16 protein-coding genes are annotated in these 13,406 nt (G+C 57.4%); 4 read left to right on the top strand and 12 right to left on the bottom strand.

What is annotated here, in order from left to right; genetic code table 11:
• Window positions 1–237 precede the first annotated feature (237 nt).
• The 3 genes from ACOTTU_RS11470 (at window position 238) to ACOTTU_RS11480 (ending at window position 2,983) form a co-directional block, all read left to right on the top strand.
• A complete protein-coding gene (locus ACOTTU_RS11470) occupies window positions 238–1,920 on the top strand; it encodes an acyl-CoA dehydrogenase family protein (RefSeq protein ID WP_425658097.1) in 1,683 nt (560 codons plus the stop codon).
• A 140-nt stretch (window positions 1,921–2,060) separates the two neighbouring features.
• Window positions 2,061–2,582, top strand: coding sequence for a TetR/AcrR family transcriptional regulator (locus ACOTTU_RS11475; protein ID WP_425658099.1), 522 nt, complete (start codon window positions 2,061–2,063; stop codon window positions 2,580–2,582).
• Entirely contained in the window at window positions 2,579–2,983 is a 405-nt protein-coding gene (locus tag ACOTTU_RS11480; RefSeq protein WP_425658101.1) for an META domain-containing protein, read from the top strand. Before ACOTTU_RS11475 ends, ACOTTU_RS11480 begins: the two co-directional genes overlap by 4 nt.
• Here ACOTTU_RS11480 and recO read toward each other — a convergent pair.
• From recO to folK, 12 genes are all read right to left on the bottom strand, one after another.
• Window positions 2,967–3,692, bottom strand: coding sequence for a DNA repair protein RecO (recO, locus tag ACOTTU_RS11485; RefSeq protein ID WP_425658103.1), 726 nt, complete (start codon window positions 3,690–3,692; stop codon window positions 2,967–2,969). The two genes, ACOTTU_RS11480 and recO, sit on opposite strands and share 17 nt — an antisense overlap.
• On the bottom strand, window positions 3,692–4,021 hold the full coding sequence (locus tag ACOTTU_RS11490) for a DUF1491 family protein (RefSeq protein WP_425658105.1): 330 nt from the start codon (window positions 4,019–4,021) through the stop codon (window positions 3,692–3,694). The genes recO and ACOTTU_RS11490 overlap by 1 nt, the downstream gene beginning before the upstream one ends.
• A gap of 60 nt (window positions 4,022–4,081) precedes the next feature.
• Window positions 4,082–4,990, bottom strand: a complete 909-nt coding sequence (gene era, locus ACOTTU_RS11495) for a GTPase Era (protein ID WP_425658106.1) — start codon at window positions 4,988–4,990, stop codon at window positions 4,082–4,084.
• A complete protein-coding gene (gene rnc / locus ACOTTU_RS11500; protein ID WP_425658108.1) occupies window positions 4,987–5,673 on the bottom strand; it encodes a ribonuclease III in 687 nt (228 codons plus the stop codon). Before rnc ends, era begins: the two co-directional genes overlap by 4 nt.
• Window positions 5,670–6,509, bottom strand: coding sequence for a signal peptidase I (gene lepB / locus ACOTTU_RS11505; RefSeq protein WP_298919361.1), 840 nt, complete (start codon window positions 6,507–6,509; stop codon window positions 5,670–5,672). Before lepB ends, rnc begins: the two co-directional genes overlap by 4 nt.
• Before the next feature lie 239 nt (window positions 6,510–6,748).
• The gene (gene acpS, locus ACOTTU_RS11510; protein WP_298919363.1) at window positions 6,749–7,153 is read right to left on the bottom strand and encodes a holo-ACP synthase; all 405 of its coding nucleotides are present in this window, start codon (window positions 7,151–7,153) and stop codon (window positions 6,749–6,751) included.
• Window positions 7,154–7,424: 271 nt separating this feature from the next.
• Complete coding sequence (locus tag ACOTTU_RS11515) at window positions 7,425–7,847, bottom strand: ABZJ_00895 family protein (RefSeq protein ID WP_425658111.1); 423 nt, start codon at window positions 7,845–7,847, stop codon at window positions 7,425–7,427.
• Between the two features lie 144 nt (window positions 7,848–7,991).
• The gene (locus ACOTTU_RS11520; protein ID WP_425658113.1) at window positions 7,992–8,741 is read right to left on the bottom strand and encodes a pyridoxine 5'-phosphate synthase; all 750 of its coding nucleotides are present in this window, start codon (window positions 8,739–8,741) and stop codon (window positions 7,992–7,994) included.
• Window positions 8,742–8,758: 17 nt separating this feature from the next.
• The gene (locus ACOTTU_RS11525) at window positions 8,759–9,430 is read right to left on the bottom strand and encodes a DUF2062 domain-containing protein (protein ID WP_298919367.1); all 672 of its coding nucleotides are present in this window, start codon (window positions 9,428–9,430) and stop codon (window positions 8,759–8,761) included.
• Window positions 9,431–9,519: 89 nt separating this feature from the next.
• Window positions 9,520–11,676 (bottom strand): RelA/SpoT family protein, encoded by a 2,157-nt coding sequence (locus ACOTTU_RS11530; protein WP_425658115.1) that lies wholly within the window; start codon window positions 11,674–11,676, stop codon window positions 9,520–9,522.
• Window positions 11,677–11,709: 33 nt separating this feature from the next.
• Window positions 11,710–12,063: a DNA-directed RNA polymerase subunit omega gene (gene rpoZ, locus ACOTTU_RS11535; RefSeq protein ID WP_298919369.1), complete on the bottom strand. Its 354-nt coding sequence runs from the start codon at window positions 12,061–12,063 to the stop codon at window positions 11,710–11,712.
• A 71-nt stretch (window positions 12,064–12,134) separates the two neighbouring features.
• Window positions 12,135–12,746: a 2-amino-4-hydroxy-6-hydroxymethyldihydropteridine diphosphokinase gene (folK, locus tag ACOTTU_RS11540; RefSeq protein WP_366523328.1), complete on the bottom strand. Its 612-nt coding sequence runs from the start codon at window positions 12,744–12,746 to the stop codon at window positions 12,135–12,137.
• 97 nt (window positions 12,747–12,843) lie between these two features.
• Between folK and ACOTTU_RS11545 the strand changes: the two genes are divergently transcribed.
• Window positions 12,844–13,398: an NYN domain-containing protein gene (locus tag ACOTTU_RS11545; protein ID WP_298919371.1), complete on the top strand. Its 555-nt coding sequence runs from the start codon at window positions 12,844–12,846 to the stop codon at window positions 13,396–13,398.
• Window positions 13,399–13,406: the final 8 nt, after the last annotated feature.

Raw genomic sequence — 13,406 nt, forward strand, 5'->3', positions numbered from 1 at the left:
TATAAATTGTATGAGTAACTGTGACTGATCAGACGCCGCGAAAGCGGCGTTTTTTCGTTTCATAAAGGTAAATCTCTAATCTATCCACCGTTGCCAACCTGCCATGAAACTTGAAAAGCCTGTATCGCAGAAGTTGGTCGCGAAATTTATTTCCAAATTGACGCACTCTTACGTATTTTTGTTGCGCTGCACCTGCGAAGTAACTACATCAGCTTCGACCGTAAAAGGAGGCGACTCATGGCCCACGATGGACAATCACCGATGCGCGCAGCTGTGATACTGGAGAACCTTGTCGAATTGACGTCAGCGGCACTGCCTTCGGTGGACGCGATACTTGAGACAGCAAAAGATCGGGTAAGGACATTGGTTTCGCAAGACGGACGTGTCTCCGGTGCGCTGGTTGAGCAACATCAAACTGCAGCTCATGGTCTGGCATGGCTTGCCACCTACGCCCAGGCGCTCAGGCAAATGCAGAAATGGGCTGTTTCGCTGCAGGAACAGGGCCGGTTTGGCGAGACAGAACAATTGCTGCATCAAATTGCCTTCGGTGAGTACCTTTGGCAGATCTATGGCGGCATTCAGATGAACCAGGGTGAAATCCTGAGATTGCAAGATCTGGGCCTGGATCAATCGGATATGCGCGCTTTGATGGAACCCGCTGTCATGACACTGACGCAAGGGGCAAACACGCAAGCCGCGCGCACCCGTCTTGTCGAGCTCATGCAAGAACACTCCGCTGACGTGACTGTCGGCGCCTCAGGTCTTGACGAAGAGCTGGAAATGATCCGCGCCCAGTTTCGCCGCTATGCGGTGGAAAAGGTTGAGCCCTTCGCACATGACTGGCACCTCAATGATGAGTTGATCCCAATGAAAGTCATCGAAGAACTGGCCGAAATGGGTGTGTTCGGGCTCACGATTCCCGAAGAATACGGCGGCTTTGGGCTGTCCAAAGCGTCGATGTGCGTCGTTTCCGAAGAGCTTTCGCGCGGATATATCGGCGTCGGCAGCCTAGGCACCAGATCTGAAATTGCTGCGGAGTTGATTATCGCGGGCGGCACTGACGCTCAAAAAGAGAAGTGGTTGCCACGGCTGGCCTCCGCTGAGACGCTTCCCACAGCGGTGTTTACAGAGCCGAACACCGGGTCGGATCTTGGCAGCCTGAGGACACGCGCGGTCAAAGATGGGGAAGATTATCGCGTTACCGGCAACAAGACCTGGATCACCCATGCAGCGCGCACGCATGTCATGACCCTGCTGGCGAGAACCGATCCGAACACGACCGATTACAAAGGTCTTTCGATGTTTCTGGCCGAAAAAACGCCCGGTGACGACAAGATTCCTTTTCCAACCGAAGGCATGACGGGCGGCGAAATCGAAGTGCTCGGATATCGCGGCATGAAGGAGTATGAACTGGGCTTCGACAACTTCCACGTCAAGGGTGAGAACCTATTGGGCGGCGAGGAAGGCAAGGGCTTCAAACAGTTGATGGAGACTTTTGAGAGCGCCCGCATCCAAACCGCCGCACGCGCCATCGGGGTTGCGCAATCCGCACTCGATCTCTCCATGCAATACGCGCAGGACCGCAAACAGTTTGGCAAATCGCTGATCGAGTTCCCACGCGTCTCAGGAAAACTGGCGATGATGGCTGTTGAGTTGATGATTGCCCGCCAGTTGACCTACTTTTCAGCCTTTGAGAAGGATCAGGGACGGCGCTGCGACGTCGAGGCTGGCATGGCGAAGCTACTGGGTGCCCGCGTCGCCTGGGCCGCTGCCGACAACGGGCTGCAAATACACGGCGGCAATGGTTTTGCGCTTGAGTACAAGATCAGCCGGGTTCTGTGTGACGCCCGTATCCTGAACATCTTCGAAGGTGCGGCAGAGATTCAGGCTCAGGTGATCGCTCGGCGCTTGCTGGGATAAGCACCTGCACAGACAACAGGCCGCTGGCACATCGGGCAATACCGCCTGAATAACCCGCTGCACCGGTGACTCTTTGCCCGTTTCACCCACGCAATCCTTTCGCACTTGCAGCATGCCGGGTCGCTGCGTATGGCTGGCGCATGAAACACCAGCGCCTCACCCGTCAATCCTGGATCGATGCCGGTTTAGAAGCCTTGGTCGCGAGTGGCCCCGTAGCCCTTGCGGCGGAACCTTTGGCCCGCGCGCTGGGGGCGACCAAGGGGTCGTTCTACTGGCACTTCAAGGATGTCCCCGAGTTCCAGCACGCCCTTCTCAAGGACTGGCAATCCCGGGCGTTGATGCAGGTGGCCGATGCGCTGGCAAAGAATGGAAACGCGGAGGAACGGTTGCGCGATTTCGGGGCACGCATTCTCGGCGATGTCCAGGATTCGGCCCTTCGGGCTTGGGCGCGGACATCCACAGAAGTCGCCGAAGCGGTCGCGCAGGTGGATGCGGAGCGATTGAGATATATCACCAGTCTTTTGCAGCATCTGGGCGTGAAAAACCCTGGTTTTGCGCTGTGTTGCCTCGGAGCCTTGGCAGGTTTGCCGCAGGTCGGAGAGAGCTCCGATCCAGCGGCTGCATATGAAACCCTGGTCGATCTGGTGTTAGCGTTGAAATGATCCACCCGAAAATGATCTTTCCTGCGCTGATCAGTCTGATCGCCCTGGCAGGTTGCCGACCCGACGAAACCGTTTCTGCCTATGGCGCGGCAGGAAAAACCTGGCAGTTGGTCGAGTTAAACGGACAAACAGTTGATCAAATCGCAACCCTGACCTTTCCGGAAGAAGGTCGGATCGCCGGTGAAGGCCCCTGCAACAGCTATTCAGCCGCGATGACGGTGCCTTACCCGTGGTTCGAAGCAGGACCCATAGCGTCAACCCGACGAGCCTGCCCCGATTTGGATTTTGAAGCGGATTATTTTACGGCATTATCGGAAATGACGCTGTCGGAGGTCCTTGGCGATACACTCATTCTCTCGACCCCGGAGGGCGCGCAGATGGTCTTCAAATCTGGCGCTTGAACGCAGCGACAAACCGGTCGCGGGCTTCGGGAAGAGGCCTGTTTCCCAATCCCTTGGCCAGATGCTCCTTGAGAAAGTAGCCCGTGGTTATCAGCCCGTTCGCGATCTCGGTATCATCGGCGTCCCCCAACCCACGCAACACATCCGGTAACGGCAACAGGCGCGTGACCCATTCCCCTGCAGCATCGCGCGACACCGCACGTCCGGTCTTTGGCGACACATAGCTCAGATCTTCGGTACGGCCTGTGACAGCGCATCTGTCCAGAGCCAGCGCATACCCCATGTCCTCCAGAAGCGACACCTCCCAGCGCAGGTACGCCAAAGGCCACAGAGACCTCTGCTCCAACAAATCAAGCAGTTGCTCCGACTGATGGTACAAGCGGCGATGCAGTTCTCTTTCCGGCAGTGAAAAGGCCAGTAATGCCGTCACCGAGTTCAGACCGGCAAGGGTCAGCCTGTCGTTCATCGCAATCGCTGCGCGGCTGCGGACGGGCTCTACCTGAAAACTGCCTATGTGATCTTCCAGACGCGCCCTCCAGGTGAGATCCAGTTGCGCGCCCGCTTGCAGGATTGGCGCAATTTTTCGACTGGTGCCACCGCGTACGACGCCCGCATGACGGCCATGCTCTGGTGTGAAAACCTCGATGATTGCAGAGGTTTCGCCGTGACGCCGGGAACTCAGCAAAATCCCCTGGTCACGCCATTCCATTACGCCAGACCCGCCTGATCCAGCAAATGCCGCCCTTGCCGGTCCTCCACTTCAATCACCCAGATATCGGGATCAAAACCACGCTGGCGATTGACGCTCGCATCAACCTCAACATCATCACCCTGCTCCAGAATGGACCATTCCCGGGTGTCTTCCATCAGATTATAGCTTCGATGATAGACGGTCGCTTGCCCGTCAAGCTTGTTGACCTTGACGAGAATACTTCCCGCTGTGTCATCACCGTGGGCAACAATGAACGCCGGAATGTCATGCACCCGCAACCGCGCAAGATAGGCATCAATCCAGAACCGGGCTGTCAGCCGCGCCATGTCGCAGCCTCGCGCCGCCATGGATCATAGATGGCTCTTTGCTGCCTCGGTACAGCAACGTCAGGCATTCCCATCTTTGAACTCCAGTCCCATTTCCGAATAGCGCTCGGCTTCATCAAGCCAGTTTGGCCGCACCTTGACCTGCAAAAACAGATGAACTTTACGCCCCAGAAACTCCTGCAATTCCTCTCGGGCGGCTTTTGACACCGCTTTGATCGTCTCGCCCTTGTGGCCCAGAACGATCCCCTTGTGGCCATCCCGCACAACATAGATCAGCTGATCAATCTTTGCCGAGCCGTCTTTGCGCTCTTCCCAGCCTTCAGTTTCGACCGTCAATTGGTAGGGCAGTTCCTGATGGAGCCGGAGTGTCAGCTTTTCACGCGTCATTTCCGCGGCAATCATCCGCATCGGCAAATCAGCGATCTGATCTTCCGGATAAAGCCATGGGCTCTCCGGTAGCTCAGCGGCCAGCCATTTGCGCAAAGCTTCAACACCGTGGCCGCGCTCGGCTGAGATCATGAACGTTTCAACAAAGGGATAGCGGTCATTGAGGTCTTTGCTCAGCCCTAGCAGGACCTCTGACTGCACCCGGTCGATCTTGTTGATCGCCAGCATCACCTGCCGCCCCTGCCCGATGTCCTGCAAACCTTCGAGTATGCGCTCCACGCCTTCGGTCACGCCGCGTTGCGCCTCCACCAGCAGCACCACGACATCGGCATCGGCAGCCCCCCCCCAGGCGGCGGCAACCATGGCCCGGTCCAACCGGCGCCGCGGTTGAAAGAGGCCGGGTGTGTCGACAAAAACGATCTGGCTCTCGCCTTCCATCGCAACACCCCGGATGCGCGCCCGGGTAGTCTGAACCTTATGCGTCACGATTGAGACCTTAGCGCCGACCATACGGTTCAGCAGCGTGGATTTCCCTGCATTGGGTTCTCCGATCAGGGCGACGAAACCGGCGCGCGTGCTCATGAGGATTTCTCCAGTTCCGCCAATAGGTTTCCGGCCGCAGCCTGCTCGGCTTGCCGTTTTGACCCTGCTGTTGCCTGTTGGCTTTCTCCGGTCTGCAGCTTTGCCGCGATCGTAAAGACAGGTGCGTGATCGGGGCCCGCACGCGCGACCTCAAGATAGGTTGGTGGTGCCAGTCCGCGCGCCTGCGCCCATTCCTGCAACGCCGTTTTGGGATCGCGCGCGTCCTTGTCGACTTCATGAACGCGCTTACCCCAGAGCATTAGGATCAAATCGCGGGCGGCCTCAAACCCTGCGTCGAGATAGACCGCTGCGATGACCGCTTCGATGCCATCCCCTAAAAGCGCCTGTTTGCGCCGCCCCCCCGAGAGCATCTCCGACCGGCCCAGGCGCAGTACCGCCCCCAGATCAATCTGGCGCGCCACATCTGCGCAGGTCTCCTTACGGACCAATGCGTTGAAACGCGGCGCCAATTGTCCTTCGGTGGCGCCTTTGTCGAGTGTCAAAAGCGCCTCCGCCATAACGAGCCCCAAGACCCGATCGCCCAGGAATTCCAGCCGCTGATTATCATCCCGGTTGGCGCTGGACATGGAAGCATGGGTCACCGCTTGTGAAAGCAGTTCCGGCCTCTTGAAAATATGGCCCAACCGGTCCTGAAAAGACCTGAGTTCCGCTGAAAGTTTCACTCAACGGCCCTGAAGAAACGATCACCACGCCAAGTCCAGAAGAACAACATGGACCTGCCCGCAGAGGAAAACATGATCCGGTCGGCACGGCCGATCAGGTTCTCAAAAGGCACAAACCCAACGCCTTGAACTTGCTGCGCCAGGCGGCTGTCGGCGGAATTGTCACGGTTGTCGCCCATGAAAAAGTAATGACCTTCAGGCACTTGATAGACACCCGTCCGATCAGACGCCTGCAGCCCAATGTCCAGAACCAGATGCTTGCTGCCTCCGGGCAGGGTCTCTATGGCCCGGGCCTTTTCACAAGTACCGCCATCACCCACAGGACCATTCGAGCAGCGCGGACGCCGACCTTCGGGCCCTTGCGGCTCCATCAACTCTTCAAAGACACCCGCAGGCTCCTGCGGGGCAGGCTCCCCGTTGATCAGAACGATGCTGTCCTGCATCTGAATGCTGTCACCCGGCATGCCGATCAGCCGCTTGATGTAGTCGCGACCGGATACCGGATGGCGAAAGACAACCACGTCCCCACGTTCAGGCGACCTTGCAAACAGGCGCGTGTTGTCCTTGTCAAATACGCCACAGATATCCTTGGCATCAATATTCACACCGAAGCGCGGCATGATCAGGCTGGGGCAGGACGCATAGGAATAGCCGTAGGCCATCTTGTTGACGAAGAGAAAGTCACCCACCAACAGGGTCTCCTTCATCGAGCCCGACGGTATCCAGAACGGCTGGAAAAACAGCGTGCGGAACACCCCGGCAATAAGCAGCGCGTAGACGACGGTTTTGATCGTCTCAACGACGGCATTCTGCTGCTTCTTTTCTTTAGCGGCCATTGGGCGCTCCCATGATTTGGTTTGCGCCTAAATGCGCAGGCCAGCGGGGCGAGTCAAGGCAGGCTCGCGCAACGTTCGGTGACCGCGTTGCACTAACAACTCTCAACCGGGCTTAACAGCCTTGTTTTACGGCATCTGCGCTGATCACAACCCGTGCACAACCTGTGCACAGGCCGTATGACACCGGTAAGCAGATGGGCGGGTTAACAGAGCGGGCGGCGCAAAAGATTTGCAAATCGTTACCCGGCGATTGGCCGCGCCTCGATCACCACGAAGGCCTGTGCCCAGGGATGGTCATCCGTCAAGGTGACATGGATCACGGCCTCATGACCCGGCGGCGTCATTTCATCGAGCCGTTCGCGCGCCCAGCCGGTGACATGCATCACCGGTTGCCCGGTTCTGAGATTGCTCACCGACATGTCTTTCCATGCAATCCCCATGGCCAGCCCGGTGCCCAGCGCTTTTGAGCAGGCTTCCTTGGCGGCCCAGCGTTTCGCATAGGTGCCGGCAACGTCCTTACGACGCTCCGCCTTGCGCTGTTCGGTTTCGGTAAACACACGATTACGGAACCGATCCCCGAACCGGTTGAGCGTCCCCTCGATGCGCTCGATGTTTGCAAGGTCCGTGCCAATGCCCAGGATCATAGTTTGTCAGCCTCAATCATCAGGAGATTGTTTGACAGATGCCGGACAACATCAATGCAAATCAACCGCGAACACCCGCATGAGCACCAAGCTGCGGTAAATTGACCTGTCTGTCCGATCACGCACCGAGGCATGCGGGCGAGAACATATCGTTGGCCCGCCCCCTTGGTGAAAGTGAACGCCATGGTGTGTAACAAAGCCGCACAAAAAAGGGGGCGCAACAGTACCCCCATTTCTTCTACTCAATAGCCACAGCTTCTGCGAGCTGTTGTCAGGCAATCTGGCTCATACCAGAGCGCAAACCCATGCCGTAACCCAAACGCAGTATCACCCATGAAAACAACACGGCGAAAACCAGTATCAGCATTGTCGTGGCCGGACTGATGGCGGCAAAAACACTCAATACACCCGATGAAACAAGGGCCAACAACCCCATAAGCAGAACCGACAACACCATGACGATTCCCGCCATTTTCAACGACGCACGCCAGATTGTTGCCTTGGCGGGCGGACCCTCACAATGACGACCGAAGTACTGACCCTCGATCATTGCTGCTGCCAGCAACGGGATAACCGACGTCCCAACTGAACTGAGGTCAAACGCAACAAACGACTGAATAATCATGGTCAGTACGATTGTGGCAATGGTAATCATTATATAGTTGAGACAAAACCGAAGTGGACGAAAAATCATCTGCTCCCTCCTCATATTAATTTAATTCAATAATCCCAACTATATACCAAACATCACCAACCGCAACCTTAGGGTGATTCAAAAATGGCTATTTTTCAACTTTAGGATGAGCAAATTGTCAAACATCAACCTCTGGCGAGGTTTTCAGGCCCGTGCGGCATCCATTAAGCGCCGCATCTCTGCGATCGCGGGGGCCAGACCCAGAAAAATGCTCTCACCGATCAGAAAATGCCCGATGTTCAATTCCATCACTTCCGGAAAGGCTGCAACCGGTGTGACAGTATCATATGTCAGCCCGTGACCGGCATGAACCTCCAGCCCCAATGAATGGGCGAAACCGGACATCTCGCGCAGCGCTTGCAGTTCCTGATCCCGCTTGTCGGTGTCGCCTTCCGCATGCGCATCGCAATAAGCGCCCGTATGCAATTCGATGACCTGCGCGCCAATCCTATGGGCCGCTTCGATCTGTCGTTTGTCCGCGGCAATGAAAATGGAGACCCGGCAACCAGCATCCCGCAACGGGGCGATGAAATGCGCCAGCTTGTTTTCTTCGCGGGCCACTTCGAGCCCGCCTTCTGTGGTGCGTTCCTCGCGCTTCTCCGGCACAATGCAGACGGCATGCGGTTTGTGACGCAGTGCAATCTGCTGCATTTCATCCGTCGCTGCCATCTCGAAGTTCAACGGCACGCTAAGAACGTCCATCAGCCCCTCGATGTCCGCGTCCGAAATGTGCCGGCGGTCTTCGCGCAAATGCGCAGTGATGCCGTCGGCCCCCGCCTCCTGCGCAATTTTGGCGGCCCGCAAAGGGTCCGGGTAGGCACCGCCACGCGCATTGCGCACGGTTGCCACATGGTCGATGTTTACGCCGAGGCGCAGTTTTCCGTGATTGGCCATCAGATAGCCCCCCAATTTTAGTCCCCGGTAGAATGTTCCGCTTTACGTTTGGCATCTGCTTTTGCTGCAGCTTTTGCTTTCAGAGCTTCAAATTTTGCCTTGATCATGCCCTTACGGCGTTTCTGATACACCCGGATCAACGGCACCGCCAGATAGTAACAGACGGTCGCCGAAATTATGCCCGGCAAGATACCCCCGACCATATAGGGAAAGAAAATCTCGTCATAAAAGACCGACAGACGGGACCAGTCCGCGGTCGTGTCGTTGAATATTGCCAGGAAATTGTCTTTGAGATCGGCGCCCGCATCAACGAATTTGCCACCGAACGAGCGCGGGATGCGCTCGTCCATATCATCGCCGAGCAACCAGTGCCCCGTGGACAGAGCCGCAACACCGATGGGCACATAGGTCAGGGGGTTGCCGAAAAACGTTGCCATCAGGGAGGCGATGACATTTCCCCGCATGACCGTGGCAAGCCCTGCCGCGATGAAAAAATGAATGCCGTAAAACGGTGTGAACGAAGCAAAGACCCCGGCCCAGATCCCCCGGGCGATCCGTTCGGGACTGTCCGGCAGGCGCCGCATCCGGTGCTTGACGTAATGAAACGCACGCGCCCAGCCCCCACGCGGCCAGAGAAACTCTGCCAAAGCGCGGGGCCAGCTTTTGGGATCGCGGCGTTTGAAAACCAAAGAACGAGGTTCCTTTTTTAACTCTTGTGAGGGGTCAGCCCATGCAGGACACCTCGAAATTATGACCTCTAAATGACCAGGTCGCGGCATCAGGCAGGTGTTTCGACGACCCCTTGTGACATATTGCGATAGCGGGAAATTTCCGCCACATCGCTTTCGGCTTCAAGTGTCAGCATCAGCGAATGCAGATGCGAGACATCTCTCAATTCGACATAGATCAGAAGACGGTAAAAGTCTGGTTTCCGATCCACGAACTGTAGGTCAGAAATATTGGCCTTGGTCTCTCCTATCAAGGTGCAGATGCGCCCCAGGGTGCCGGAATCGTTGTTGAGCGTCACGTCAAGCGTGGCACCATAGACCGCGGGGTGGCTGCCTTCGTGCCATCTGAGGTCAAGCCATCGGTCCAGTTGGTCCTCATAGGCGCTGAGGCGGTCGCAGTCGATCGCGTGCACCACAACACCGCGGCCCTTGAAGGTGATCCCGACAATCCGCTCCCCCGGCAGCGGCTGACAGCAAAAGGCCCGGTCAAAGGATTGCCCCTGCGACAAACCGATGACCGCACGCTGCGCGTCCACCTTTTCGCCGGGCTTTGGCGTCAGGTCGGGATAGACGGCCTGCACTACTTCGCGACCAGTGATCTCGGCACTACCCAGACGGGAAAGGAGATCTTCGCGGTTTTCATACCGCAGATGGCGTGCAGCGGTGGACAGCGCCTTGTCGGTGGCCTTGCGACCGACATGCTCAAAGGCCGAGCGTGCCAGTTCACGCCCGAGCTTGACGAAGCGCGCCCGATCCTCTTCGCGCAGCGCCCGTCGGATGGCGGCACGCGCCTTGCCGGTTGTGGCAATGTCGAGCCAGGTCGCCTGCGGGCTCTGACCTTCGGCGGTGATGATTTCCACGTTCTGGCCGTTTTTCAGCCGGGTCCAGAGCGGCACGCGCATGTGATCCACCTTGGCGCCGACACAGGCAATGCCGATGCGTGTATGGATCGCAAAGGCGAAATCAATCGGCGTGGCCCCACGCGGCAGCTTCACCACTTCCCCTTTTGGCGTGAAGCAAAAGACCTGATCCGAGTACATCTCCAGCTTGACGGCTTCGAGAAAGTCCTCGTGGTCCTCTTCCGCATCAAATTGCTCGGAGAGCTGCGTGATCCATTTGGCCGGATCGACGGCGAAAGGGTTCTGGCTGCGCACACCGTCACGGTAGGACCAATGCGCGGCCACGCCGGTTTCGGCCACATCATGCATCTGGCCGGTCCTGATCTGAACTTCGACGCGCTTGCCGTCCCGCCCCGACACGGTTGTATGAATGGAGCGATAGCCGTTGGATTTGGGCTGGCTGATGTAATCCTTGAACCGGCCCGGCACCGCGCGCCAGCGTTGGTGGATCGCCCCTAGCGCGCGGTAGCAATCCTCCTCTGTCGCGGTGAGAATGCGAAACCCGTAGATGTCGGACAGGCGCGAGAAGGTCTGCTCCTTCTCCTGCATCTTGCGCCAGATCGAATAGGGTTTCTTGGCGCGGCCAAACACATCCGCCTCGACGCCTGCCTTGTCCAGTTCCAGCCGCATGTCACCGGTGATCCGCTGGATCACGTCGCCGGTTTCGCGTTGCAGATTGATGTAGCGGCGGATGATCGACGCCCGGCCTTCGGGATTCAGCACCCGGAAAGCGAGATCTTCAAGCTCCTCGCGCATCCACTGCATCCCCATCCGGCCGGCAAGCGGCGCGAATATGTCCATTGTCTCGCGCGCCTTTTGCGCCTGCTTGTCAATATGCATCGCCTTGATGGTCCGCATATTATGCAAACGGTCCGACAGCTTGACCAGAATAACGCGCAAATCCTTCGACATCGCCATGAAGAGCTTGCGAAAATTCTCCGCCTGCTTGGTCTCCGTCGAATTCAGCTGGAGGTTTGTCAGCTTGGTGACCCCATCCACCAGCATGGCCACTTCGTTGCCAAAGCGGTCCGCCACTTCCGCGTAGGATGCCTTGGTGTCTTCAATGGTGTCATGCAGCAGCGCGGTGATGATGGTGGCATCGTCGAGCTGCTGCTCGGTGAGAATGGCCGCCACGGCAACAGGATGGTTGAAATAGGGCTCGCCCGAATGGCGCTTTTGCCCTTCGTGCATGTCACGGCCATAATCGTAGGCCGCGCGGATCAGCGCTTCATTCGTCTTAGGGTTGTATTTGGTAACGAGGCTGACCAGATCGTCGGCGGTAATGTCCATCTGGTCTGCTGTCGTCATGTGTCAGCCCCTCGGGCCGGGGTTAAGCTGCGGTCAGCTTTGCCCTTGTGCTGCCATCAATTGCCGCAAGAGCATTTCTTCGGACATGCTGTCCTCTTCCGGCTTGTCCTGCTCGGCCCCCATCAGAAGCGCCATGGCGTCCTCTTCCGGCTCGTCCACCTCGATCTGATTCTGGTTGCTCTCGATCAGGCGTTCGCGCAGATCGTCGGCACTTTGCGCCTCGTCGGCGATTTCCCGCAGGGACACGACCGGATTCTTGTCGTTGTCGCGATTCACCGTGATCGCCGCACCGGCAGAGATTTCGCGGGCACGATGTGCCGCAAGCATCACCAGTTCAAACCGGTTGGGAACTTTGTCGACGCAATCTTCAACAGTGACGCGGGCCATGGAACACTCCATAAATCGAGGGTTTGTCAGAAGTGCGGTACTTAGGCCCCTTTTGAGAGATTTACAAGCGCCTATTCCAGCGCAACAACCTCTTGTTTCGCAGCGTCGGGAAGCGCTGCAAGCATCTCTTTGACACTCCGTCCGGTGGCCGGATGTACCCACCCCGGCGCGACATCCGCCAGCGGCACCAGAACAAAGGCCCGTTCCTGAACCCGCGGATGCGGCAGGATCAGCAACTCGGGCGCACGCTCCATTTGTTGGTCGAGCGGCAAGTCACGCCAAATCCTGTGGGTGTCCGCATCCGGCAACACATGATTTCCCAGCGCAATGAGATCAAGGTCGAGCGTGCGGGGCGCCCATCTGGTTTTGCGGGACCGACCCATCTCCGCCTCGATCTCATGCAATCTGCTGATCACATCTTCGGGAGGCAGATCGGTTTCAAGACAGACCACTGCATTCACAAAGTCCGGACCGTTTCCAGCCGGGAAAGCCGGTGTGCGGTAATACTTGCTCACACGCCGAATCACCCCTAAACTTTCAACCAGTGCTAGAACGCCCTTTCTGACAGTTTCCGTTGGGTCACCTAGCGGAGAGGAGGTGTTTGACCCAAGGGCAATCAAGGCAATTGACCGGATTTGTGGCAGCTTTTCGCCAGTTTTGTAGGTCTCAGTCCCTTGCGACACTTGGAAATTTCCCTATTTTGCACCGGGTCAGCATGACGGTCATTTTATTCAAGTCACTCCTTGAACACCAGCAGCTGACGCATCGGAAGGACACTTTATGTTTTATAAAGACGAACGGCTGGCGCTGTTCATTGACGGCTCGAATCTATATGCCGCTGCCAAGTCGCTCGGATTTGATATCGACTATAAGCTGCTGCGCCAGGAGTTCATGCGTCGAGGAAAGCTCCTGCGAGCCTTCTACTACACAGCGCTTTTGGAGAACGATGAATACTCTCCCATTCGCCCTCTGGTTGATTGGCTGAATTACAACGGCTTCACCATGGTGACCAAGCCTGCCAAGGAATATACCGACAGCATGGGCCGCCGGAAGGTCAAGGGAAACATGGATATCGAACTGGCCGTGGATGCGATGGAACTCGCGCCGCGGGTGGATCATATTGTTCTGTTTTCCGGCGACGGTGATTTTCGCCCACTGGTCGAAAGCCTGCAACGATCCGGGGTCCGGGTCTCTGTGGTGTCCACCATCCGCAGTCAGCCTCCCATGATATCGGACGAGCTGCGCCGTCAGGCCGATAACTTCATCGAGCTGGACGAGTTGAAGGACGTCATCGGGCGCCCACCGCGTGAATTCCCGGACGCCGCCAACGGTTAACACGGCGC

Source organism: Roseobacter sp. EG26, from assembly GCF_049830555.1.
Lineage (GTDB): Bacteria > Pseudomonadota > Alphaproteobacteria > Rhodobacterales > Rhodobacteraceae > Roseobacter.